The 23,848-nt window shown below is 32.9% G+C and carries 22 protein-coding genes and 2 pseudogenes; 13 read left to right on the top strand and 11 right to left on the bottom strand.

Annotated features, from left to right (window positions below; translation table 11 throughout):
• Positions 1 to 17: 17 nt before the first annotated feature.
• A complete protein-coding gene (locus ACP7BT_RS07300; RefSeq protein WP_037537876.1) occupies positions 18 to 1,142 on the top strand; it encodes an FAD-dependent monooxygenase in 1,125 nt (374 codons plus the stop codon).
• Positions 1,143 to 1,202: 60 nt separating this feature from the next.
• Here ACP7BT_RS07300 and ACP7BT_RS07295 read toward each other — a convergent pair whose 3' ends face one another.
• The 5 genes from ACP7BT_RS07295 to ACP7BT_RS07275 form a co-directional block, all read right to left on the bottom strand.
• A complete protein-coding gene (locus ACP7BT_RS07295) occupies positions 1,203 to 2,159 on the bottom strand; it encodes a 2-hydroxyacid dehydrogenase family protein (protein ID WP_002482556.1) in 957 nt (318 codons plus the stop codon).
• A 260-nt stretch (positions 2,160 to 2,419) separates the two neighbouring features.
• Positions 2,420 to 2,734 (bottom strand): DMT family transporter, encoded by a 315-nt coding sequence (locus ACP7BT_RS07290; protein WP_002482557.1) that lies wholly within the window; start codon positions 2,732 to 2,734, stop codon positions 2,420 to 2,422.
• Complete coding sequence (locus ACP7BT_RS07285) at positions 2,734 to 3,054, bottom strand: DMT family transporter (protein WP_011302551.1); 321 nt, start codon at positions 3,052 to 3,054, stop codon at positions 2,734 to 2,736. The genes ACP7BT_RS07290 and ACP7BT_RS07285 overlap by 1 nt, the downstream gene beginning before the upstream one ends.
• A gap of 224 nt (positions 3,055 to 3,278) precedes the next feature.
• Positions 3,279 to 3,746: a CHAP domain-containing protein gene (locus tag ACP7BT_RS07280; protein WP_002482559.1), complete on the bottom strand. Its 468-nt coding sequence runs from the start codon at positions 3,744 to 3,746 to the stop codon at positions 3,279 to 3,281.
• Between the two features lie 331 nt (positions 3,747 to 4,077).
• A complete protein-coding gene (locus ACP7BT_RS07275; protein ID WP_002482560.1) occupies positions 4,078 to 4,449 on the bottom strand; it encodes a DUF4870 domain-containing protein in 372 nt (123 codons plus the stop codon).
• A gap of 284 nt (positions 4,450 to 4,733) precedes the next feature.
• On the opposite strand from ACP7BT_RS07275, the gene ACP7BT_RS07270 reads away from it, so the two are divergent.
• A complete protein-coding gene (locus ACP7BT_RS07270; protein WP_037537878.1) occupies positions 4,734 to 5,804 on the top strand; it encodes an NAD/NADP-dependent octopine/nopaline dehydrogenase family protein in 1,071 nt (356 codons plus the stop codon).
• Between the two features lie 28 nt (positions 5,805 to 5,832).
• Positions 5,833 to 7,230: a Na+/H+ antiporter NhaC gene (nhaC, locus tag ACP7BT_RS07265; RefSeq protein ID WP_041079138.1), complete on the top strand. Its 1,398-nt coding sequence runs from the start codon at positions 5,833 to 5,835 to the stop codon at positions 7,228 to 7,230.
• An 816-nt stretch (positions 7,231 to 8,046) separates the two neighbouring features.
• Here the strand turns inward: nhaC and ACP7BT_RS07260 are convergent.
• Complete coding sequence (locus ACP7BT_RS07260) at positions 8,047 to 8,772, bottom strand: CHAP domain-containing protein (RefSeq protein WP_002482563.1); 726 nt, start codon at positions 8,770 to 8,772, stop codon at positions 8,047 to 8,049.
• A gap of 514 nt (positions 8,773 to 9,286) precedes the next feature.
• Here ACP7BT_RS07260 and ACP7BT_RS07255 point away from each other — a divergent pair.
• From ACP7BT_RS07255 to ACP7BT_RS07240, 4 genes and pseudogenes are all read left to right on the top strand, one after another.
• The gene (locus ACP7BT_RS07255; protein ID WP_002482564.1) at positions 9,287 to 10,339 is read left to right on the top strand and encodes an LLM class flavin-dependent oxidoreductase; all 1,053 of its coding nucleotides are present in this window, start codon (positions 9,287 to 9,289) and stop codon (positions 10,337 to 10,339) included.
• 14 nt (positions 10,340 to 10,353) lie between these two features.
• Positions 10,354 to 10,713, top strand: coding sequence for a hypothetical protein (locus tag ACP7BT_RS07250; RefSeq protein ID WP_002482565.1), 360 nt, complete (start codon positions 10,354 to 10,356; stop codon positions 10,711 to 10,713).
• A 768-nt stretch (positions 10,714 to 11,481) separates the two neighbouring features.
• On the top strand, positions 11,482 to 11,829 hold the full coding sequence (locus ACP7BT_RS07245) for a transcriptional regulator, SarA/Rot family (protein WP_002482566.1): 348 nt from the start codon (positions 11,482 to 11,484) through the stop codon (positions 11,827 to 11,829).
• A gap of 186 nt (positions 11,830 to 12,015) precedes the next feature.
• Positions 12,016 to 13,025, top strand: a pseudogene (locus tag ACP7BT_RS07240) (PTS sugar transporter subunit IIC); the annotation flags it as partial.
• A 351-nt stretch (positions 13,026 to 13,376) separates the two neighbouring features.
• Here the strand turns inward: ACP7BT_RS07240 and ACP7BT_RS07235 are convergent.
• Genes ACP7BT_RS07235 through ACP7BT_RS07220 form a run of 4 tightly spaced genes read right to left on the bottom strand, consistent with a single transcriptional unit; the run spans position 13,377 to position 16,372 of the window.
• A complete protein-coding gene (locus ACP7BT_RS07235; protein ID WP_002482569.1) occupies positions 13,377 to 14,075 on the bottom strand; it encodes an amino acid ABC transporter permease in 699 nt (232 codons plus the stop codon).
• Between the two features lie 13 nt (positions 14,076 to 14,088).
• Positions 14,089 to 14,772: an amino acid ABC transporter permease gene (locus ACP7BT_RS07230; protein WP_037537886.1), complete on the bottom strand. Its 684-nt coding sequence runs from the start codon at positions 14,770 to 14,772 to the stop codon at positions 14,089 to 14,091.
• The gene (locus ACP7BT_RS07225) at positions 14,772 to 15,599 is read right to left on the bottom strand and encodes an amino acid ABC transporter substrate-binding protein (protein ID WP_370874424.1); all 828 of its coding nucleotides are present in this window, start codon (positions 15,597 to 15,599) and stop codon (positions 14,772 to 14,774) included. Before ACP7BT_RS07225 ends, ACP7BT_RS07230 begins: the two co-directional genes overlap by 1 nt.
• Positions 15,600 to 15,625: 26 nt before the next feature.
• Positions 15,626 to 16,372, bottom strand: a complete 747-nt coding sequence (locus tag ACP7BT_RS07220; protein ID WP_041079136.1) for an amino acid ABC transporter ATP-binding protein — start codon at positions 16,370 to 16,372, stop codon at positions 15,626 to 15,628.
• A gap of 151 nt (positions 16,373 to 16,523) precedes the next feature.
• Here ACP7BT_RS07220 and ACP7BT_RS07215 point away from each other — a divergent pair, with 151 nt between their 5' ends.
• The 4 genes and pseudogenes from ACP7BT_RS07215 (at position 16,524) to ACP7BT_RS07200 (ending at position 20,493) form a co-directional block, all read left to right on the top strand.
• On the top strand, positions 16,524 to 17,675 hold the full coding sequence (locus tag ACP7BT_RS07215; RefSeq protein ID WP_037537889.1) for an acyl-CoA dehydrogenase family protein: 1,152 nt from the start codon (positions 16,524 to 16,526) through the stop codon (positions 17,673 to 17,675).
• Positions 17,676 to 17,858: 183 nt separating this feature from the next.
• A pseudogene (locus ACP7BT_RS07210) lies at positions 17,859 to 18,773 on the top strand (ABC transporter substrate-binding protein).
• A 397-nt stretch (positions 18,774 to 19,170) separates the two neighbouring features.
• Positions 19,171 to 19,719, top strand: a complete 549-nt coding sequence (locus tag ACP7BT_RS07205; RefSeq protein WP_011302565.1) for a biotin transporter BioY — start codon at positions 19,171 to 19,173, stop codon at positions 19,717 to 19,719.
• 36 nt (positions 19,720 to 19,755) lie between these two features.
• Positions 19,756 to 20,493 carry a GNAT family N-acetyltransferase gene (locus ACP7BT_RS07200; protein ID WP_002482576.1) on the top strand — a complete coding sequence of 246 codons (738 nt, stop codon included), beginning with the start codon at positions 19,756 to 19,758 and terminating at the stop codon, positions 20,491 to 20,493.
• 68 nt (positions 20,494 to 20,561) lie between these two features.
• Here ACP7BT_RS07200 and fdhD read toward each other — a convergent pair whose 3' ends face one another.
• A complete protein-coding gene (gene fdhD / locus ACP7BT_RS07195) occupies positions 20,562 to 21,359 on the bottom strand; it encodes a formate dehydrogenase accessory sulfurtransferase FdhD (RefSeq protein WP_002482577.1) in 798 nt (265 codons plus the stop codon).
• A gap of 206 nt (positions 21,360 to 21,565) precedes the next feature.
• On the opposite strand from fdhD, the gene ACP7BT_RS07190 reads away from it, so the two are divergent.
• On the top strand, positions 21,566 to 22,570 hold the full coding sequence (locus ACP7BT_RS07190) for a LacI family DNA-binding transcriptional regulator (RefSeq protein ID WP_002482578.1): 1,005 nt from the start codon (positions 21,566 to 21,568) through the stop codon (positions 22,568 to 22,570).
• Positions 22,571 to 22,674: 104 nt separating this feature from the next.
• Complete coding sequence (locus tag ACP7BT_RS07185) at positions 22,675 to 23,835, top strand: galactokinase (protein ID WP_011302569.1); 1,161 nt, start codon at positions 22,675 to 22,677, stop codon at positions 23,833 to 23,835.
• The last annotated feature ends 13 nt before the right edge of the window (positions 23,836 to 23,848 follow it).

Here is a 23,848-nt window from a genome sequence, read left to right as displayed (position 1 = left end):
TTGGAGTGAATTAAAAGATGAAAATAGCTATAGTGGGTGCTGGAATCGGTGGATTAACAGCTGCAGCATTATTGTGTGAACAAGGACACGAAGTTAAAGTTTTTGAAAAAAATAGCACTATTACAGAAGTCGGTGCAGGCATTGGTATCGGTGGTAATGTCATTGACAAACTTGGGAAACATGATTTAGCAAAAGGTATTAAAAACATAGGTCAAGTTATCAATGTTATGGAAATATTAGATGATAAAGATAATGTGTTAAGTAAAGCAAAATTGAAGAAAAACACAGTGAATTTAACAATGACGCGTCAAAGTTTAATTGATGTAATTAAATCATACGTTCCTGAATCTGCTATTTATACTAATCACCATGTTACGCATGTTGATAATAATGCTTTAAAAGTTGTGATGCATTTTGAAGCACAAGAAGCAGAAGCATTTGATTTATGTATTGGTGCTGATGGACTTCATTCGAACATAAGACATACTGTAGCACCTAATAGTAAAACACAGTATCAAGGATATACGGTGTTTAGAGGTCTTGTAGAAGATATCGATATTAAGTCTGATAATGTTGCAAAAGAGTATTGGTCTGCAAAAGGTAGAGTAGGTGTCGTACCGTTAATAAATAATCAAGCTTATTGGTTTATTTCAATCAATGCGAAAGAAAATGATGCGACAATGCAATCCTATGGTAAGCCACATTTACAAGCTAGATTTAATCATTTTCCAAATGAAGTTAGAAAAGTGTTAGATAAACAAAGTGAAACAGATATTCTATTACATGATATTTATGATTTACAACCACTAAAAACTTTCGTCTATCAGCGCGTGATTTTATTAGGCGATGCGGCACATGCAACAACGCCAAATATGGGACAAGGCGCTGGTCAAGCAATGGAAGATGCTATCGTACTAGCTAATTGTTTACAAGCTTATCCATTTGAAGCAGCATTACAAAGATACGATAAAATCCGTGTGGAGCATACCAAAAAAGTCATTAAGCGATCTAGAAAAATTGGCAAATTAGCTCAAAGAAGCAATAAAATCGTTATTTCATTAAGAAATAGCATAGCTAAAATCATGCCTAATCGTCTTGTTGCAGCGCAAACTAAGTTTATATACAAATCGAAAAACAAATAAAAATAAAACCCCGAAACACAGTTTGACTGTTGTTTCGGGGTTTTTTGTGATTGAAGTATTTTAGTTCACAATAAATTTAGGTTGGTCATTGTTCAATTTACTAATTGTATCATTAGCTACGATTTTAGACATCATATCACGTGATTCAAATGTAGCATTACCTATGTGCGGAGTGATAACGACATTATCTAATGTTTTAAGTTCATCATTAATCTCCGGTTCGAATTCGAAGACATCTAAAGCGGCACCTTCAATTTCTTTATCTTTCAATGCTTGTACTAAAGCTTTTTCGTGAACAATAGGTCCTCTTGAAGCATTAATTAGGTAACTCGTTGGTTTCATCATTTCAAATTGCGCTTTGTCAATTTGGTGATGAAGGCTTGGATTATAAGCAGCATTAATTGTAACAAAGTCTGCATTTTTTAATAATGTTTCTAAATCAACATATTTAGCACCAATCTCTCGCTCTTTATCAACTTTTTGATGTGGTCCAGTATATAAAATGTTCATGTCGAAAGCTTTGGCACGTCTAGCAACAGCACTACCTATTTCACCTAGACCGATGATACCAATTGTTTTTCCAGAAACTTCTCTACCGCGGAAAAATAGTGGCGCCCATCCATCAAAACCAGTTGTTCGACATAACTTGTCGCCTTCTGGAATTCTTCTTGCCACTGCGAGTACAAGTGCAAAAGTTAACTCGGCTGTAGAATTGGTAGATGCTTTAGGTGTATTGGTAACATCGATATTTTGTTGTCGTGCATAATCAATATCAACATTATTGAAACCCGCACCATAATTTGTGATGATTTTTAGGTTGTTAGCTGCATCAATCACTTCTTTGTCTACAGAAGTAGACAGCAAGCTAATTAATGCGTCAGCATCTTTAACACCTTGTTTAAGTGTTTCTTTATCAATGATACCTGTTCCTTCATACATATCTACCTCAAAGCCTTGGTCTTTCAATAAGTTAAGACCCACTTCAGGTATTGGACCTGCAATATAAACTTTTACCATGTATAATCACTTCCTTTACACTCAAGTATAGTAAAATTCTATTGTGCAAACAAATAATAATATTGTGAATTATAAAAAAGTCGACTTTAAATAGAAAAAATCGCTTAATAATAGGGGTGTTAAAGTACATTTTAATAAATAAAAAAGAGTGTCAGTTAGGACTAAAATATAATTAGACCTTAACTTACCACTCTAAATAGTTAAAAACTGTCAAATTGTACAGGACTGAGAATAGTGCTATACCACGGTTGTTGAAAGATTTAACTAACGATTTTTAAACCGACAATAGATAGGATGATTAAAGCAATAAAGAAGATTCTTTTTGCGTTTTTTGACTCATTATATAAAAACATCCCTACCAAAGTACCGCCACCAGTACCAATGCCGCTCCAAATAGCATAAGCGGTGCCCATAGGTATATCATTCATAGCAAGCTTCAAAGTACTGAAACTACAGATAAATGCAACTGCTAATAGAATGACAAGCCATTTCTTTTTGGTGCGTGAAATTTCATTTAATATAACTACGCCAACAACTTCTAATAGTCCGGCGATTAATAAAATAATCCATGCCATTAGCCATCAGCCTCCTCTGTAGTTAATTTCAACCCTATGATGCCAATAATTAATATGATAATTAAGCTGATTTTTACTAAATCGAATGGATCACCAAAAAAGATCATGTCTACAAGTACTGTACCTACTGCACCGATACCAACGAATACAGCGTATACGGTACCAACGGGTAAGTATTTACAAGCAGATATAACAAGAAAGAAACTGATAATAATTACAATAAACGTTCCTGTCCAACTAAGTAATGAGTCGGCAGTATTTAAACCAGTCACCCATACAATTTCAATGAGTCCAGCTAAGATCACTTTGAACCACTGCATTTGATGTGCCTCCTTATAATCACTAAATTATTATATTTTCTCAAATATTTGGATAGAGTTCAATGTTATAAGATGTGAAAGCAGAATTGTATTACAATCATATTATTAGAAAAATATATTTCTTGAATTGACGCATTTATCCGCAATACTAAAATAAGAGCCCGAAACAAAATGTCCCGGGCTCTTACATCATTCAATATTATATTTTAAAATCATTTAAAGACTTAGTTTAAGTGGATATAGTTGTAAGAACTTGCTTCACCAGCAGAAATAGTACGTTCACTAACTGAGAATGGTCCACCGTTGTAGTTCATTTCTGAAACTTCTACAGAACCGTCGCTATTTACATTTTCAACGTATGCTACGTGACCATAACCACCAGCAGTAGATTGTAAAATTGAACCAGCTTCAGGTGAGTTGTTTACAGTGTAACCTGCTGAAGATGCTGCTGAAGCCCAGTTGTTCGCATTGCCCCAAGTTGAACCAATGTTTCCGCCTACTTTATCGTATACGTACCAAGTACATTGACCAGCTGTATATAAGTTAGCACTTGAACCTGAAGTAGATTGTGTTGTGCTTTGGTTAGTTGGTTGTGTTTGTTCTGCTGCGTCTGCTTCATTTCCGTGATCTAAACCTACGATTGCTGCGCCAATACCTGCTGTTAAAGTTGTTGCTGTTACTAATTTTTTCATAATTAAAAAATCCTCCCAAAGATTATAAATAGTTATATGTGATTCAATTCATTTGTGTTGAATTTGAATGTTGATTAATTTTGCGTTTTGCTTTCAACGACAAGTAATACTCTAACAGATGAATCAAGCTTTGTGTGGATTGTTACGCTTTTGTAAAACAATTAAAAAAACCTCACATATCGTTGTAATAAACGAGATGTAAGGTTACAGAATCGTATCAAGTCGTAATACGAAATAAAACGCGTTAATATAAGGTTTTTACAAATTTTTTGTATTTCAAAAAGCTATCATTATTACAGTAGCTGTAAAGAATCACAAAATTGTGTTTAGATTATTTAAAGAATCTTATAGATAGTGGCGGTAAATAATCTTCTCCATTATACGCTTTTACTGCAGCTACAATTGTAAAAATAAAGTTCAGTATTACAATAATTGGTAGTAATACAAAGCCTATTAATATCAACATCGTGATAGTTCCAATTATTGACCAAATAACGTATGAAAGTAAGAAGTTGAAATAATTTTTACCTGCTCTATCGACAAACGGTGAATCCTCGCGTTTAATTAACCAAATAATTAATGGTGCGATTAAAGAAGTAAAGAAACTTAATACATAAATTAATGTTGCCATTAATCTAGCATCTGAATTAGGCTCTTGGTTTACATTTGTATAAGTTTGTTGATTATAATCTGTTTCTGCCATATTAGTTAAACCTCCTTTATCCTAAGACTTATAGATAGATTAACTATATCAAATTTTGAAAAATAATAGTATATCGCTTGAGTTTTTCATTTAATTTTAAATATGACTGTAACGCAATGTGTATACTTGTTAAAATAAGATAATGTGATTTATCGCATCCTTATTTAACTATAACCGGAAATTTAAATTGTAAACCAGTGTTTATTAAATTTCCTTATAGGCTATAGTTGTAAGTAATGACTAAAATGGACAGTATTCAAAAATAAAAAGAAAGAAGGTAAATTATGAAAATAGCTATCGTGGGTTCAGGTAATGGTGCAGTGACGGCTGCATTAGATATGATTAGTAAGGGACATGAAGTTAAGCTATATTGTAGAAACCAATCAATCAATAAATTTGATAAAGCATTTGAACAGGGTGGATTCACTTTTAATAATGAAGGTGAAGAGAGCTTTGTTGAATTTACGGATATTAGTGATGATATGGAATATGTCCTTCAGGATGCTGAAGTGATCCAAATTGTGATTCCATCTTCATTCATTGAACACTATGCACAAACAATGGCACCTTTTGTTAAAAAAGAACAACTTATTTTCTTTAATATTGCAGCTTCTATGGGGTCTATTCGATTTATGAATGTACTTGAAGATATGCATATAGACGTGTTACCTCATTTTGCAGAAGTAAATACATTAACTTATGGTACGCGAGTTAATTTTGAAGAAGCACGTGTAGATTTATCACTAAATGTTAGAAAAGTACATTTTTCAACCTATGATAAAGAGTATTTGAGTGAGTGTTTCGATAAAATTGAAAAATTATATCCAAATATCGTCAAAGAAGAAAGTTTATGGAAAACAAATTTAGAGAATGGTAACCCAGAGGTACATCCGGGACCAACTTTATTAAATATTGGTCGCATCGATTATGCGGATAGTTTTGCTTTATATGAAGAAGGTATTACGAAGCATACGGTTAGATTATTACATGCAGTTGAATTAGAAAGACTAACTTTAGGGCGTAAGCTAGGTTTTGAATTATCTACTGCAAAAGAGGCACGTATTGAAAGAGGTTATCTAGAAAGACAAGATGAAGACGAACCATTGAATAGGTTATTTAATACGAGTCCTGTATTTTCACAGATTAAAGGCCCAAATCATGTGAAAAATCGTTATTTAACTGAAGACATTGCATTTGGATTAGTATTGTGGTCTAGCCTAGGGCGTGAAATTGACGTTGCAACACCTAATATTGATGCGATCATTGTGCTTGCATCAACAATATTAGAGCGTGACTTTTTTGAAGAAGGTCTAACAATCGATGAATTAGGTAAAGATAAACTAGGGTTTGAATAATGAATCATATGACAAAGGGGACTTGTGTATGAAAAGACAACCAACATTTTTGGAATCAATTTCAACGATACTAGTAATGATTATTATCGTTATTACAGGTTTTGTAGTATTTGATATACCGATACAACCACTATTGATACTTTCATCTGCTTATGCTGCTTTAATAGCTAGAAGAGTAGGATTAAAATGGCAGGATTTAGAAGAAGGAATAACGAAGCGTTTATCTACTGCAATGCCAGCATTATTCATTATCTTAGCAGTGGGTATTATTGTTGGTACATGGATGTATTCTGGCACTGTTCCGGCATTAATTTATTATGGTCTAGAGTTTTTAAATCCTAACTACTTTTTAGTTTCAGCATTTATTATTTGCGCTGTTACTTCAGTTGCGACTGGAACAGCATGGGGTTCTGCCTCTACTGCGGGTATTGCATTGATGGCCATCGCAACACAATTACATATCACACCCGGTATGGCAGCTGGTGCAATTATTGCTGGCGCAGTATTCGGTGACAAAATGTCGCCTTTATCTGATACAACCAATCTGGCAGCTTTAGTTACGAAAGTGAATATCTTTTCTCATATAAGAGCCATGATTTGGACAACTGTACCAGCTTCTATTATAGGTCTTGTCGTATGGTTCTTTGCTGGAAGACAATTTGGAGGTAATACGAACAAAGCTCAAGTTAACGCATTGTTAAAAGAGTTGTCACAAATATACAATATTAATTTCTTTGTATGGATTCCATTAATTGTAATCATTATTTGTTTGCTGATGAAAATGTCAACTGTACCAGCGATGCTCATTTCAGCATTAAGTGCCATCATTGTTGGTGCTTTTAACAATGGATTTAAAATTGTCGACGGTTTCAAAGCAACATTTGATGGGTTTAATAAAGAAATGGTGTCAGTGAATAGTGGGGATTTAACGAATAGTGCAGTGAGTTTAATAGAACAAGGCGGCATTATGAGTATGACCGAAATTATCGTTACCATATTTTGTGGTTATGCATTTGCTGGTATTGTCGAAAGGGCAGGTTGTTTAGATGTCATTTTACAAAAAATATCTAAAAATATTAATACAGTCGGCCAATTAGTGCTTGCAACTGTTTTAGGTGGACTTATGATGGTACTTGCTGCAGGCGTAGCATCTGTAGTGATTATCATGGTCGGTGTATTAATGATGGAAATGTATAATAAAATGGGACTTGATAGATCTAATTTATCTAGAACATTAGAGGACTCAGGTACAATGATTATACCTTTAATTCCATGGGGAACATCAGGTATTTATTATACCCAACAATTAGGTGTTACAGTTGATCAATTCTTTATATGGACAGTACCATGTTATCTATGTATCGTATTTGCGATATTCTATGGATTTAGTGGAATAGGAATTAAAAAAGCACAGCCAAATGAATAATGTAATATGAGTATGGTAATTAAAATGCAATGATTTAAAGCAGTTCGATGTCATATTGTGAGTCATCGAGCTGTTTTTTTATTATAAATAAGTAGCCATATGATACTTGCTGTATGAAAGTAATAACTTTTAAATAAAGTTATTTAATTAAAAATTAATGAAGGGTATAAAAAGACAGCTTTTAATAAAACATGAACAATTATTTATATGAATCTTAAATAAGAGGTTTAAAAATATATAATTAGGCTATACATAAATAAGGATGAGATGAGTCCGAATTGTACATAGTAATCATTGTAGCGATATTACTTATATACAAAGGGCATCGTTAATCCTACTAATGTAGATAAAGATTTTAAATATCCTTCTATTATCTATTTTATAATCGGTTTTGTTCTGTATATTGTAGCGATATTACATTATAGAAGCGATTTATTAACGCGACCATATATTTAAGTTTCTAGTTTAGAAATCCTAATTTCAAATTTAGTTAATATGGATTGATGATTATAGAAAATATAGTTTTAATTTATTATAAATATGATGGCAACTGCGTCAACATAAAGACTTGAATAAAATATAATGAAAACGAGAGTCTGGGACATAAATAGATGTTTTAGACTCTTTTTCAATCCTAGTCATTCTTGAGGGGCAGGTAGGACTACGAAATCTTTATTAGAAGATTTGATTTCTGTTCACTTTATATTAAAAAAGTACTGTTGAATGTGGTTGAGATAAAAAACAATTAAAGTTCAAGGTTTAATGGATAACAAAAAAAGACAATCCATATGGATTGTCTTTTTGATGACACTAAAATTAGTGAATGTAGTTGTAACCTGAAGCTTCGCTTGCAGAGATTGTACGTGAAGTAACAACTCCAGCACCTTGGCCATAGTTCATTTCAGAAACGTTGATTGAACCGTCGCTGTTTACATTTTCAACGTATGCTACGTGGCCATATCCACCAGCAGTTGATTGTAAGATTGAACCTGAAGCAGGTGAGTTGTTTACTGTGTAACCTGAAGCAGCAGCTGCGCTTGCCCAGTTGTTAGCGTTACCCCAAGTTGAACCAATTTTACCGCCAACTTTGTCATATACATAATATGTACATTGTCCAGCTGTGTATAAGTTGTTTGAAGAACCTGAAGTATTAGAAATTGAGTTTGAACCATTTGAATTTGATGGCGCGCTAGTTGTACTTACTTTAACATTGCTGTTTGAAGTAGAGTGAGAAACTGCACCTTTACCACCAGTACCTTGGTTATTAGTTGTATATGATTGAGTTGCATTATTGTTAGTTGAGTTAGCATTGCTGTAACCGTTGCTAGTGTGACCTTGGTCACTGTTGCTTGGGTTCCAGTTACCTTGCCAAGTGTAGTGGTATTGACCTTGTTGATCTATAGTATAAGAATAGCTATATGAACTTGGGTCATTTGGGTTGTACCCACTATTGTTGTTTTCTGCTGCATCTGCATCATGTTGTGCAAAAGCAAAAGTAGCGATTCCTGCAGTAGCGATAGTAGCTGTAGCGATTTTTTTCATTGTTAAATATCCTCCTAAGAATAGTAAATAATTTAAAATTTAGTTTTAATTTTATCCCAGTCTCTAAACGACAATTTTTATAATTTTTATTCGCTGTTTCAACGACAAGAATTACTTTACCAAAAAATAAGTGATTTGTGTGCGTTGTTATCATTTTGTAATTTAGTTCTAATAATTAACCCCTTTATGTAACAAATAAATCGAGGTGTGACATAGGACTAAAGACCGGTGGTATCATGTTTTAGTATAATAAAGTGTAAAATAGCACTTTATTATATTACAAAGCTGTAAAATAACAGAAAATTACAAATGGGAGAATATGAGACTATTTATATATTTAAAATAACAAAAAATTACTTTGCGACCATTTTATGATTTACTAATTATATTAAGTTAAATGTAATTTGTACCTAAATAAATGTTTTAATTTTGTTTGAGCAATGATATTGACACTTAATGGAGAAGAGATTATGATATTGAGTATAAAAATTATACTAATTTGAGAGGTGAATGAATGAAAATAGAATTAGGTTTAACTTCTTTTGCAGATAATATGGATTTGCACACAGAAGTAGGTACTCAACCTGGTATATCAAATGCGCAAAGAATTCGTAACATAATAGAAGAAGTTGAAACCGCTGATCAATATGGACTTGATGTTTATGGCTTAGGAGAGCATCATAGACCAGATTACGCTGTATCAGATCCAGTTACTGTGTTAGCAGCTGCTGCAACAAATACACATCATATTAAACTGAGTAGTGCTGTAACTGTATTGTCATCGGATGACCCAGTACGTGTATATGAACGTTTTTCTACATTAGATGCAGTTTCTAATGGACGTGCTGAAATAATGGTAGGTAGAGGTTCATTTATAGAGTCTTTTCCATTATTTGGTTATAATTTGAAAGATTATGAAAAGCTCTTTAATGAGAAGATTGATTTATTAATGCACATTAATCGTAATGAAATTGTTAATTGGGAAGGACAAATCCGACCGTCTATAGAAAATCTAGGTGTTTATCCAAGGGCAGAACATCGACCCCTACCAATTACAATAGCAACAGGTGGTACACCAGAATCTTCATTAAAAGCAGGAGCGTTAGGTTTACCAATAACTTATGCTATAATTGGTGGTGATCCAAAAAGGTTCAAAAGAAATATAGATATGTATAAATCTATAGCAGAATCTTATGGACATGATATTAAAGCTTTACCTATTGCAACACATTCATGGGGTTATATTGCTGAAACCGATGAACAAGCTAAACGTGAATTCTTCCCATCAGTAAAGGCAAGTCATGATATATTGGCAAAAGAACGTGGTTGGCCAATGTATGATGAAAATAGTTTTGAACGTGAGGCTGGATCACAAGGTGCATTGTATGTTGGCAGTCCAGAAACTGTAGCAAATAAAATCATTGAAACAGTTGAAGCATTAGGCATTACACGTTTTATGTTGCATACCCCAGTGGGATCTATTCCTCATGAAAGAACAATCAATACGATTAAATTATTGGCTGAACGTGTAAAACCTATTGTAGATAAATATTTTGAAAACAAATAAAAGGAGATTTTGTAATGATATTACGTTATTTAACAAATTTAAAATTAGCTAAAGAATTATATGATGCGGCAAAACCTAAAATAAAAGGTGACCAATCTATGAAAGATACGTTTGTTGAAGTATTCAACTTACCAGCAAATGCAGTACCATTAGCAGGTGCTGTTGAAGCGTTAAGTGCAGTATTCTTCGTATTAAGTTTTGCAAGTAAAAGATTATCACGTCTTGGTTCATTGCTAACAATCGCAGTATTAGGTGTAGCAGCATATAAACACTTTGAAGCAGGTCATGGTAAAGCAGGCGCTAAACATGCTTTAGATTTAACTGGATTAGCAGCATTAAGCTTCTTAGACACATTTGACTGTAAGAAAAAATAAGTTGCTTCATTTTTGACTATAAAGTGAAGGATGTAACCATACATTGGTATATCTAGATACTAGAAGTTACTTACTTTTTTAATGAAAGATAAATAACCTAAGACTGCCAACAAAGTCTCCGACCTTGTTGGCAGTTTTTTTATGGCCATTTTCCGAAGGTACGGTCTTAGCCAACAGTCTTCGGCTAATGCTTTTCTCACTAGAGTCAATTTAAATTGCTGTCGATAGGATATGAAAAATAGGATGTTTGATAAATTAAAAAGCAATTCAGTCATTTAGCGCATCATTAGTATGTCGCTAATAAATTATAATTTGAGTTAAGCATATTGAGTATTACAGAAAAATTTTTTAGATCGTTTATTGATGACACATGCATATAAAGAAAAATATAAAAATAGGCAAATTCACTACAAATTTATTTAGTGTTTTTCTCTATATGCTAATGGCTATTTGCGTTTTTAACGAAAAGTAAATAGCCTTTTTTTATTGAAAAATTTTCATACAAAAACACTATGCATTTTGTAAGTTAGAAGATTTGATATTTACAATGGATAACACATTCTTTTTTTAGTAATAAAAAGAATGAATAGCTTAATAAAATTTGAAAATGAAAAGTAAATATTAAAAAAATAGTATGAAATTTTAATATTTCACATAGTTGGTCATATTGAATTCGTTTTAGAAAATGGGATAAAATTAATGTATTAATATTGTTAAGCATCACTAAAACAGATATTAACATCAAGAAAAAACATAAGGAGTGGTTGTATGAATTCACAAACATTTAAATCATTAAATGAGCTTATATCTACGTATCAACAGGGGAAAAAATTTTTTAAGTTCAGTAAACGAGAGTATAAATTAAATTATGAAGAAATATTTATCTTAAATTATATTTATAATTGTGAAGATAATGAAATTACTGCAAAAGATATTGCAAAACACTCAGAACTACAACCGTATTATTTAACGAAAGCTTTGCAAAAATTAATAAAAATGAATTTCTTAAGTAAAAAAAGAAGTGAAATAGACGAAAGAACAGTTGTAGTTTATGTGAATGAGCAACAACGTAAAAGCATTAATGAAATGATTGAAGCATTACAACGCTCATTATAATCATGATAGAATCCCTATAAAATGAAAAATTTTGCGTAAGCCATAACAAGACTAATATTTTGAAAATGCAATTTTATATTATTAGTTATATATTGTACTATAATATGTTTTTGAAAACAAATTAACTGTGGTATACTTATATTTGTTAAATGAAAGCGCATGCATAAAAGCGGGAAAGGTGTTATTATGAATTTACTTATAGGGATTATATTCTTGGGCATCGTGTTATGCTTATTTACATTATTCACAAGCAAAGCACCAAATGGTAGTAAAGCGATGGGGGCACTTGCAAATGCTGCCATTGCATCATTTTTAGTTGAAGCATTTCACAAATATGTCGGCGGTGATTTAATTGGGTTACCTTTTTTAGGTCAACTTGGTGAAGCGGCAGGTGGGCTTGGTGGTGTTGCAGCAGCAGGGTTAGTAGCACTAGTTATGGGTGTGTCTCCTGTTTATGCATTTGTTATTGCAGTTTCATGTGGCAATATGGACTTGTTAACAGGTTTTGTTGCGGCTTATATTGCAAGTTTTGGTATGAAATGGGTGGAAGAAAAGTTACCTGATGGGCTTGATTTAATAGCGGCAATCATTGTCATCGCACCTATTACAAGATTGATTGCAACGGGTATGACGCCAGTTGTAGATGCTTCTTTAATGCAAATCGGTAATATCATTAAAGAGTCTACAACTTCGAGTCCAATACTAATGGGTGTGGTATTAGGTAGTATTATCACGGTTGTAGCTACTGCACCATTAAGTTCAATGGCATTAACTGCTTTATTTGGATTAACTGGTACACCTATGGCTATCGGAGCATTAGCAGTGTTTGGTTCGTCATTCATGAATTTGTATTATTCAAAAGAATGAAGTTTGGTGATCGCAAAACAACCATTTCAGTTGCAATTGAACCTTTGTCACAAGCAGATATCGTAACTGCAAACCCAGTACCTGTTTATATTACAAATTTTGTTGGTGGCGCAATATCAGGCGTAATCATTGCTTCATTTGGTTTGGTGAATGAAGCAACTGGAACAGCTACGCCAATTGCAGGACTGATGTTAATGTTTGGGTTTAACAATGCACTTACTGTGATTACAGTGGCATTGATGTGTGCATTAAGCAGTGCAATTTGTGGTTATTTAGGGTCACTCGTATTTAAAAACTATCCAATTATTACAAAGTACGAATTGCAAAATGGTACAATGCCCAAAAAACTTAAACAATATTATAAATTAAAAAAAACAATGTGCAGAAAGCTTAGCATAATAAAACAGGGATTGAAATCACGAAATTATTATAGAAAAATGAGACGACGCCCTATGGGTCTGTCATAATTCATAAAAAATTGATCTTCTATGATTATTGTTGAAGGACAAAAAAATCTAGTTTCTTCCTATTTAACTAGTAATCATTCATCTGTAACAAGTAGTAGATAATTATTGACGAAAATCTAGCATTTGTTATGTATACTTATAAAATAAAAACGCGCCGGTTGAATGTTCGAATTTCAACTGGCGCGTTTTAATATAACTTCTGGAATAAAAATTTTATGACGCATTCGTTTGCATATAACGTAATGAGCTTGTTTCCATTTTATTAAATATATATTCTAAAATCATTGCTAATAACCAATAAAACATTGCAGCAACAGTGTAGACTGTTATGAAACGGTATCCTTCATTGGCAATAATGTGACTGACTGCCATAATTTCAGTGACTTGAACTGCAAACGCTAGGGAAGTTCCTTTGATTAACATGATGAATTGATTTTCAATATTAGGTAACGCATAAGCAAATGCTTGAGGTAGCACGATTTCTTTATATATATGAAATCTCGTAAGCCCTACAGATTGTGCAGCTTCTATTTGTTCATAATCGACAGATTGCAATCCGCTTTTAATAGATTCTGAAAGGTAGGCAACAGCATGTAATGAAAATACAATAAATGCAATGATTAATGGAGAAAAAATATCAGGATTTATATGCCATTGCAAATGCTCGTTTAAGAATAAAATAAAGGCTGGTAGACCATAATAGACAATGAATAACTGAACGATCAGCGGTGTACTTCTGAAAAAAGAATTGTATATTATAATGAACTGAGATAATACAGGTATACGTTTTAAGCGAATCATTGCGAAGATTAATCCAATGAACAGACCAATGATAATGGCAACAAGTGAAATCATGATTGTATTTGGCACGCCTTTGAGTACTTCAAATATAGTATAAAAAATAAATGACATAGGTCTGTCCTCCTTAAATTTGGTATGGTTTTTGGGCACGTTTATCAATGATTGTAAATACGCCTTGGATAATTAAAGCGATGAGCCAATAAACAACAGAAATGACAATATATACTTCTAACATACCTAAACCATAATTATTACCAATAATTAATTTGACTTGTCCCATCATGTCGATGATTCCGATAGTAAAAGCCAAAGAAGTATCTTTTACAAGTTCGATGATTTGTGTTGTTAAATTTGGAATACTATTGCGCAGCGCTTGTGGTAAGATGATCTCTTTTAATATTCTAGGGTATGTTAAACCTATGGATAAACCTGCTTCAATTTGTCGGTAGTCTACAGATTGGTAACCTGCGCGAATAATTTCAGATAAATAAGCACCAGTGTGTAATGTGAAAGCTAAAATCACAAAAAATAATCTACTGAAATGATTGATATCAATATGTACAAACAACAATAACTGAGGTAAAGCAAAATAAACTAAGAAAAGTTGTAATAGTAAAGGTGTGCTACGAATAAAAGAAATATAGACTTTGACGACAGGTGACAATAATTTAATTTTTTGTATTCGTATGGTTGCTAAAATAAAACCGAGTATCAGTGCAAAAATGAGCGATAAAACAATCATCAATAATGTCAAAGGTAATTGTTGCAAGACTTGATATAATAAATCCAACCAATTTACTGATTGCATTAGCGATGCACCTCCAATTGTGATTTTTTCTTATTAATATCATCTAAATCTTCAAAGACATTAATATCAAAATATTTTTTTGAAAGCGCTTGTAGTTTGCCTTCTTTCTTCAATTCAATCGTAGCCTGGTCAATGTCATCATGTAATTGTTGATGCTTTTTATTGTAAACGATGTGTAATGGTTCTTTTTTAACAATACCACCGATTTTTACATCTTCTTTGACTTGAGATTGTATGGCTTTATAAGTGTTCCAATTCAAAAGCATGGCGTCTCGACGTTGCTGACTAACCATTTTTAAATTATCGCCATTCGAAGGTTCTTGTATCGTATTGACTTGAATCTTATCTGTATGATTTTTATTATATTCAGATAAGATAGAATACAAGCCACCACTAGGAGCCATTGGTGTAATATTTTTCCCTGGTAAATCATCTAAATGATGTATGTCGTTGTTATCACGGTTAACAACGAGCAAAGGTAAAGCATAACTATATGGCTCATCTTGATATAGAAATTGTTTTTCACGTTCAGGTGTTTTGAAGAACCAGTTAATCCCCATATCAAACTTTCCAGCACCAATGCCTACCAAGTTGGATTCTTCTTCGCCTACTTCATATTTGAAATCATATTGTGGTAATTTTTTTTCAAGTAATTTCATATATTCCATATCGAGTCCAATAAATTCGTTGTTTTTCGTAGTGTATAAGTAGGGTGGATTAACTTCTGCTGACAATGCGACTTTAATTTCCTTTTTGTGTGATGAAGTATCATCATTATGAGTAGCATTACAAGCAGACAATAAGAAACATAAAGCGCATAACATCATGAAGAAATATTTTTTGTGTCGTAGCATTAAACATCACGCTCCGTGCCAACATGATTTAAGAAACGCTGGATTCTTTTTGACTTAGTGTTTTCCAATACTTCATGTGGTGTACCACGATGAATAATGTGTCCATCATCAATAAATAGCACTTGGTCAGCGATTGCTTTTGCAAATTGTATTTCGTGAGTAACTAAGACCATTGTCATACCTTCTTGGGCAATCGATTTGATTAGAGAGAGTACGCTTTGTATAGATTCTGGATCCAAGGCTGAGGTTGGTTCATCAAGCAGTAGTACATCAGGATTTAAGGCAAGTGCACGAATGATTCCGATACGTTGACTTTGCCCACCAGATAATTGACTTGGATATTTATCTTTTTGTTTTAATAAATCAATTCTATTTAAATAAGACAGTGCGATGTCATTGGCTTCAGCATGGCTATAATTTTTCCCATATTTTAAACCGACAGTAATATTTTCTAATATTGTTTTATTTTTAAAAAGATTATAATTTTGAAAAACCATCGCGGATTTTTGACGTAATTTGAATATATCTTTTTTATTATGTTTAGAAGCATCAAAGCTTGTATCCCCAATAGTAATAGTCCCTGATTTCGCTAAAGCAAGTGCATTTAGTGTGCGTAAGAGTGTTGTTTTACCAGAACCACTGGGTCCGATAATAGCTGTGACTGTACCTTTATCCTGTGAGAAACTGACGTCATTCAGTATCGTATTCTCATTGTATTTATGTATAAGATGATTAACTGTAATCATATGTGTCCCCCCAATATAGCAATAATTATAAATTATCATAATAAATCTTATCGGTAAAGTAAGGATTTGGGGTAGAAACCTTTATTTAAGCCATATCGAGTGTTAAACTTATACTTATATAGAAAGAAATATAATGGACGAGGTGGAAAAAATGGAAGATTCTGCATTAATACATACAGATATTCAAGAAAAATGGATAGCAAAATTGAATACAGTAAAAGATAAATTTAGATCACATGCAGTCTATAATGATCAACATTCTAGGTTTCCATATGAAAATATTGAGTGGTTAGTTAATGAAGGTTATACATTATTAACTTTACCTAAAGCATACGGTGGCGAAGGTGCCTCAGTTGAAGATATGGTTATTATTCAAACCTATTTAGGCTCTATTGATGGTGCAACGGCACTTTCAATTGGCTGGCATCTTAGTGTTGTGGGTCAATTATATGAACAAAAGATGTGGGATGAATCCATGTTAAATCAATTTGCGGAATCTATCAGAAAAGGTGCACTGGTTAATAGAGCTGTAAGTGAAGCGGAAACAGGGAGTCCTACACGAGGTGGTAGACCTGCTACGAATGCAATTAAAAATGAAAATGGCTATATATTAAATGGTGTTAAAACATTTACTTCTATGAGTAAGGGGCTCACGCATTTTATTGTGAGTGCATATGATGAAACGATTGAGCAAGTAGGATTTTATCTTATAGAAAAGGATACACCAGGCGTAGAAATTGCAGATAATTGGAATATGGTAGGAATGAGAGCTACAGAAAGTCACGATTTAATATTAAATGATGTTCAAATACCAGAACAGAATTTTGTAGAAATTAGAGGCGCTGGTGGTAAAAAACCAAACGGCTGGATTCTACATATCCCAAGTACTTATTTAGGCATTGCGCAAGCAGCACGAGATTATGCTGTTGACTTTGCTAAAACTTATAGCCCTAATAGTATAGAAGGTACGATAGGAGATATAACAACCGTTCAGCAAAATATTGGCAAAATGGAATCCTTGCTATTATCTGCGCGTCACTTTTTATGGAGTACAGCATCATTATATTCAAATACCCATTCAGATAAAGCTATATGGAATGAAACATCTGCTAGTAAGGTGTTAGTCATGAATCAAGGACTCGAAGTAATTGATATTGCCATGCGTATTGTCGGTGCTAAGAGCCTTGAAATGGAACGTCCGTTACAACGTTATTATCGAGATATGAGAGCAGGTTTACACAATCCACCAATGGAAGATATGGCATATACTAATATTGCTAAGAGTGTATTAGATAGATTTTAGAAAGTATAAAGACTTGAGAAAGTTTCATTTAATAGTTGTAATTAAAATGCATTTAGACATAGTGTCTGAATGCATTTTTTTAATAACTTAAAAAGCTAAAAATTGACTTTTTACTATTGTAAAATTACTAGAGTCATTATATAATCAATTGGTACTGATAATCATTTTCAATGGAGGAGAATTATGAAAAAATTATTGTTTCCGTTACTTGCTTTAATGCTTATTTTAGCCGCATGTGGTAATAAATCAGATAGTGACTCAAATAGCGACAAAAAGGAAGAAACAAAATCATATAAATTAGATAGTGGAAAAAGTATCGATATTCCTAAAAATCCAGAGCGTATTGCCGTTGTGGCGCCTACATATGCCGGTGGTATTAAATATCTTGGTGGTAAGATTGTGGCAGTAAATGAACAAGTCGATAACAGCAAATTACTTAAAGATAAATTTAAAGGTGTAGAAAAAATTGGGGAAAATGATGTAGAAAAGGTTGCAAAAACAAAACCTGATTTAATCGTTGTTTATTCAACAGATAAAAATATTAAAAAATATGAAAAAATTGCACCTACAGTTGTGTATGACTATGGTAAACATAAGTATTTAGATCAACAAAGAGAATTAGGGAAATTATTAGGTAAAGAAGATGAAGTAAAATCTTGGGAAGATAAATGGAAATCACAAACTAAAAAAGATGGACAAGAAATAAAAGATAAAATAGGCTAAGATGCTACTGTTTCAATCTTTGATGAATTTGATAAAAAACTATATAGCTATGGTCCTAACTGGGGTCGTGGTGGCGAAGTATTATATCAAGCATTTGGTCTGAAGATACCTGATAAACTAAATGATTTAGTTAAAAAAGAAGGATGGGCAGAAGTTAAACAAGAAAAAATTGCTTATTATGCCGGCGACTATATTGTTTCAACAAGTGAAGGTAAATCAACACCTGCTTATGAAAAAACAGACTTATGGAATAATATTCCAGCGGTACAACAAGATCATGTAATTAAAGTTCAAGCTGAGACATATTGGTACAATGATCCATACACATTAGAATTTATGAGAAAAGATTTAAAAGAAAAATTTTTAAACAATTAAACTAAATTATCAGTACGCTAAATCAATTTGATTGTATGTAGTAAATAATAAGTGCTTTAGGACAGAAAGACTCATTTTTAAAACATTCTAAGATTAGCTATGAAGAAATCTTTACAATAGATTTTTTCATAGCTATTTTTATAGTTTCAAAGAGGAAGGCGCTGCATGTATATGCTAAGGGTAAGGTATAAATATGTAGTTTTTCATTCATAATATGATATTAAACATCAGCATGTTATAAAATGGGTGCAATATATTTATTTTATTAAAGAGTTTATGTGGTCTTATGCTTGTGATGATTTAATGGTTAAAATACTAAAAATGCAACCTAATGTAAACTTTTTATTTTTTAAAGTTTACATTCGTGATATAATTTCTTCATCGAGGAGGAATAACTATGACAACAAAAAGATTAGTATATACAGCATTGATGACAGCAATGATAGCGGTACTAGGCTTTGTGCCTGCGATACCATTGCCGGTAATGCCAGTACCCATTGTTTTACAAAATATAGGTATATTTCTAGCAGCGATACTTCTTGGACGTAAATATGGGACTTTAAGTGTCATTGTTTTACTATTACTAGTAGCAACAGGTCTACCATTATTATCTGGCGGCCGTGGCGGTATTGGTGTATTTGCAGGACCTTCAGCAGGTTTTTTATTTATGTATCCAGTGATTACATACCTGATTGGTTTAGTGAGAGATTTATATTTTAATAAAATGAATTTTGTTGTATTATTAGGTACAACAATTGTGTTCGGTGTATTACTGTTGGATATTGTAGGCACTATCATTATGGGGTGGATAACACATTTACCAATATCTAAGTCAGTAATGCTTTCATTCGTCTTTATGCCTGGAGATTTATTAAAAGCGATTATTGCGAGTTTAATAGGCAATACAATGTTAAACCATAGTCAATTCAAACAATTAATGAAGTAAAAACATATAGGGAAGGTGTATAAATTGGTCATTTCTATGAATGATATTTTTCAACAAGGCACGGTTTATCAAGATGATAATAGTAAAACCATTTATTTAACACCTGAGGAACCGTTAGTATATGATACAAACAAATGGATATATAAGCGAATGCCTACGCTTAATTCTTGGAAATTAGATATGGCTTACCAACAATTTATGCATAAACAACAAGGATCTTCCCACCTTGCATTTACTTTTCCTGAAAATGAGCACCTAGATCAACAATGGTTGGATGAAATAAAAGCATTAGAATTTGAGTTAGGGATTATGGAGCTTTACGCTATCGAACCTCAGCATATCCATCAAGCTATAAACTCAGAAATAGATGTTACAATCGTGAACGATGAAACACTTGAAGATTATATAGCTATTTATCGTAGGTTTGCTGAACCGTATGGGCTAGCATATGCACAAGAAAGTATACAGATGATTCGTAATCAATTTCCACAAGAAAATAAATTGAGAATATTAGCATATAAGGGTGAAGTCCCAGTAGGTATATTAGATTTAATTGTGTCCGCATCGGCGATGGAAATAGATGGATTTGGCGTGTTGGATGAATATCAAAGGCAAGGCATAGGCAGTGTGATGCAATCATTTGTAGCACAGATTGCGAAAGACAAAACGATAATATTGATAGCTGATGGTGAGGATAGCGCGAAAGATATGTATATAAAGCAAGGTTATATCTTTATTAGCTACTGTTATCAAATACTAAAAGAGCATATTTAAAATAATATCAAACGATACTATTATAATAGGAGTAAAGCGGAGACGTAGTTTGTTGATTTATCAACTAATTACATCTCCGCTATTTTTATGCGTTCAGGGTGACTATAAATATTAAAATTTCCTTCTCTAATAAAACCAATGGCTGTAATATTTAAATCTTGTGCGAGTGTTATGGCTAGCGTGGTTGGCGCGGATTTAGAAAGAATAACGCCCACACCGATTTTAGCGGCTTTAATTAATATTTCAGAAGAGATTCTACCACTAAATATAAGTACTTTATTACGTACTGGTATATGTCTTTCGATACAGTAACCATAAAGTTTATCCAGTGCGTTGTGGCGTCCGATATCTTGACGATGTTCGAAAAACGTATCTCCATCACTAATGGCTGCATTGTGTAAACCACCTGTTTGTTTGAATACTTCACTAGCGCTTTGTAAACGTGTCATCATATTCAGTACTTGTTGAGGATTTAATTCAATATTTGACATTGACGTCTTTGCTACTGCTGCATCATTTTGAAAATAAAATTCTCTACTTTTACCACAACAGGATGCAATCATGCGTTTAGTAGAATACTCGAAGCGTTCTCCTAAGGATTTTGTTAACTCAACGTGCGCAAACCCCTTACTATCATCTATTTGAATAGACTTTAAATCATCGCTTCTTAATATAGCACCTTCAGAAGCTAAAAAACCAAGTGTAAGTTCTTCCATATGATTTGGACTACAAATAACTGTAGCAAATTCTTCACCATTCACCATAATAGTTAATGGAAATTCAGTAACATAGTGATCTTTTTTTTCTATCAGTTTACCATCTTCAAAGCGTACAATTGTTTGATTTGTCAAAACATCTTCATGCATACAAGCACCTCATTTCATATTCTATTATTATTTTAGCTTATTTTTAGTTGTAAAAAAATGATTCGGTTTATAAAGGTATTATCATTACACGATTCTGTTTATAAGTTGCTTTTAACGATTAATCAGATTTAGTTACGTCACAATTGATTTAACATAAAGTGAGAAGTAAACTTAAGGTAAACAATACTAATAGAGGTGATACATGAATGGCAAGTATTAGGGATATTGCACGTCAAGCTGAAGTAAGTCCAGGTACTGTTTCACGTGTTTTAAACAATGATCCAACTTTATCCGTTGCTAAAGAAACGCGGACACGCATAAATCAAATCGCACAAGCGTTACAATACGAAAAAGTTACTAGAAAAAATAAACGTATCCAAATTATTACATACGCTTCTCGAGAGAAAGAAATGTCGGATCCATATTATAGAGAAATCCGATTAGCGATAGAAGCAGAAGTTAAAAGATTAAACTTATCCCTTAAGCGAACAATTAGAATTGATGGGCAACAAGATCATATCGATTTAAACAAAATTGAAAATGCAGGCGCCATTATTGTAATTGGGAATTTTTCTGTAGATGCATTGAACAAATTGAAAACGCACAACGCTAACATGGTGGTCATTAATAATCCAAATACACCTAAATCTATTGATGCTGTGTATTCTGATTTGGATGATGCAATGACAGAACTGCTTAATCGCATTTTAGATAAAGGTCTAACGAAAATTGCATATATTGGTGGGCACCATACAATACGAGAGTTGAATGGTATAACAACTACTAACGCAGCAGATGTTAGATACCAAGCATATCAATCATGGTGTGAAAAACATGACGTCGAAGAAATAGTGTTACTCAATGGATGGGGAAAAACACAGGGAGAGGATGCAGTGAAAGTTTATTTAGAAAGTGATCATGCGTTTCCTCAAGTATTTATTGCTGGCAACGATATGATTGCAATCGGTATTTTACAACAATTGCAACTAAATAAAAAAGCAATCCCTGAAGAAGTGAAATTAATTAGTTTTAATGATTTAGAAGTGATTCAATATGCAGTGCCTTCAATTAGTAGCGTGCATATTCCTGTCGATGAATTTGGGAGAACTGCTGTCAGAATGGCAGAAGAACGTATCAATAACACAAGGCAAATCGCAATTCATGTTGTTGTAGAAGCGCAACTCAAAGCAAGAAACACATTTAAAGTATAGTTAACTTTATTGACAAAACATTTAGTAAACAAGTAAACTTTAATTGTGTTTACTAAAGGGCCGATAGGTATGTGAGATGGTTTAGAAAAAGGAGTGGCAAGCTTATGTTACAGGAAATGCACAAAAAGTTTGAATCTTTATTTGATGTAAAAGCAGATGTGAGGGCGTTTGCACCGGGACGAATTAATCTAATTGGGGAACATACTGATTATAACGGTGGTTATGTATTTCCAGCTGCAATAGAACTGGGGACATATGGTTTAGCATCTAAAAGAACGGATCGTATCATTCAATTATATTCAAATAATTTTGAAGATACAGGTATTGTATCTTTTACATTAGATGAACTTGAATTTAATGAGCAACACGATTGGGCAAACTACCCTAAGGGTGTCGTTAAATATTTAAAAGAAGAATTTAATGATATCAATCAAGGATTCAATATTTTAGTTGAAGGAAATATACCGAATGGTGCGAGTTTATCGTCATCAGCTTCTATTGAATTACTAACTGGCTGGCTAATTAAACAATTATTTAATTTGCATTTAGAGCGCTTACAGTTAATTAAATTAGGACAAGTCGTTGAAAATAAATTTATGGGTGTGAATTCAGGTATAATGGACCAATTTATTATTGGTATGGGTAAAGCAGAGCATGCCATATTATTAGACACCGCTACACTTGATTTTGACTATGTACCTGCTAAATTTGGAGATTATGTCATCTCAATTATGAATACAAATAAAAGACGTTCACTAACTGAAAGTAAATATAATGAACGTAGATCTGAGTGTGAAAACGCACTCTCACAATTACAGCAGCAATTAGAAATCACATCTTTAGGTGAATTATCTTTAGCGCAATTTGAGAAGTACCAATCACTTATTACTGATGAGGTCGTATGTAGACGTGCCAAACACGCGATTTCAGAAAATGAGAGAACGAAGCTTGCACATAAAGCATTGGCTGATAATAACTTTGAACAATTTGGGCAATTACTCAATGCATCACACAAATCATTAAAAGAAGACTACGAAGTTACAGGTATTGAATTAGATACCTTAGCTGAAACAGCTCAGCAAGTAGAGGGTGTATTAGGCGCAAGAATGACAGGTGCTGGTTTTGCAGGATGTGCCATTGCTTTAGTGGATAAAAATAGTATACAGAAGTTAGAAGATGAAGTATCAAAAGCATATATTGATAAAATTGGTTATGCACCTTCGTTTTATCATGTGGGTATAAGTGATGGCGTTAAGGCTTTGTAAGCAATACAAAATG

The organism is Staphylococcus sp. Y174-1 (genome assembly GCF_049897865.1).
Lineage (GTDB): Bacteria > Bacillota > Bacilli > Staphylococcales > Staphylococcaceae > Staphylococcus > Staphylococcus saprophyticus.
The sequence above is the reverse complement of the archived record's forward strand: the minus strand, read 5'-3'. Positions and strand labels throughout refer to the sequence as shown.

Excerpts from the sequence above, each read along its gene's own strand:
- ACP7BT_RS07300 (WP_037537876.1), top strand. The coding sequence starts at position 18 with ATGAAAATAGCTATAGTGGGTGCTGGAATCGGTGGATTAACAGCTGCA.
- ACP7BT_RS07295 (WP_002482556.1), bottom strand. The coding sequence starts at position 2,159 with ATGGTAAAAGTTTATATTGCAGGTCCAATACCTGAAGTGGGTCTTAAC.
- ACP7BT_RS07290 (WP_002482557.1), bottom strand. The coding sequence starts at position 2,734 with ATGGCATGGATTATTTTATTAATCGCCGGACTATTAGAAGTTGTTGGC.
- ACP7BT_RS07285 (WP_011302551.1), bottom strand. The coding sequence starts at position 3,054 with ATGCAGTGGTTCAAAGTGATCTTAGCTGGACTCATTGAAATTGTATGG.
- ACP7BT_RS07280 (WP_002482559.1), bottom strand. The coding sequence starts at position 3,746 with ATGAAAAAATTAGTAACAGCAACAACTTTAACAGCAGGTATTGGCGCA.
- ACP7BT_RS07275 (WP_002482560.1), bottom strand. The coding sequence starts at position 4,449 with ATGGCAGAAACAGATTATAATCAACAAACTTATACAAATGTAAACCAA.
- ACP7BT_RS07270 (WP_037537878.1), top strand. The coding sequence starts at position 4,734 with ATGAAAATAGCTATCGTGGGTTCAGGTAATGGTGCAGTGACGGCTGCA.
- nhaC (WP_041079138.1), top strand. The coding sequence starts at position 5,833 with ATGAAAAGACAACCAACATTTTTGGAATCAATTTCAACGATACTAGTA.
- ACP7BT_RS07260 (WP_002482563.1), bottom strand. The coding sequence starts at position 8,772 with ATGAAAAAAATCGCTACAGCTACTATCGCTACTGCAGGAATCGCTACT.
- ACP7BT_RS07255 (WP_002482564.1), top strand. The coding sequence starts at position 9,287 with ATGAAAATAGAATTAGGTTTAACTTCTTTTGCAGATAATATGGATTTG.
- ACP7BT_RS07250 (WP_002482565.1), top strand. The coding sequence starts at position 10,354 with ATGATATTACGTTATTTAACAAATTTAAAATTAGCTAAAGAATTATAT.
- ACP7BT_RS07245 (WP_002482566.1), top strand. The coding sequence starts at position 11,482 with ATGAATTCACAAACATTTAAATCATTAAATGAGCTTATATCTACGTAT.
- ACP7BT_RS07235 (WP_002482569.1), bottom strand. The coding sequence starts at position 14,075 with ATGTCATTTATTTTTTATACTATATTTGAAGTACTCAAAGGCGTGCCA.
- ACP7BT_RS07230 (WP_037537886.1), bottom strand. The coding sequence starts at position 14,772 with ATGCAATCAGTAAATTGGTTGGATTTATTATATCAAGTCTTGCAACAA.
- ACP7BT_RS07225 (WP_370874424.1), bottom strand. The coding sequence starts at position 15,599 with ATGATGTTATGCGCTTTATGTTTCTTATTGTCTGCTTGTAATGCTACT.
- ACP7BT_RS07220 (WP_041079136.1), bottom strand. The coding sequence starts at position 16,372 with ATGATTACAGTTAATCATCTTATACATAAATACAATGAGAATACGATA.
- ACP7BT_RS07215 (WP_037537889.1), top strand. The coding sequence starts at position 16,524 with ATGGAAGATTCTGCATTAATACATACAGATATTCAAGAAAAATGGATA.
- ACP7BT_RS07205 (WP_011302565.1), top strand. The coding sequence starts at position 19,171 with ATGACAACAAAAAGATTAGTATATACAGCATTGATGACAGCAATGATA.
- ACP7BT_RS07200 (WP_002482576.1), top strand. The coding sequence starts at position 19,756 with ATGAATGATATTTTTCAACAAGGCACGGTTTATCAAGATGATAATAGT.
- fdhD (WP_002482577.1), bottom strand. The coding sequence starts at position 21,359 with ATGCATGAAGATGTTTTGACAAATCAAACAATTGTACGCTTTGAAGAT.
- ACP7BT_RS07190 (WP_002482578.1), top strand. The coding sequence starts at position 21,566 with ATGGCAAGTATTAGGGATATTGCACGTCAAGCTGAAGTAAGTCCAGGT.
- ACP7BT_RS07185 (WP_011302569.1), top strand. The coding sequence starts at position 22,675 with ATGTTACAGGAAATGCACAAAAAGTTTGAATCTTTATTTGATGTAAAA.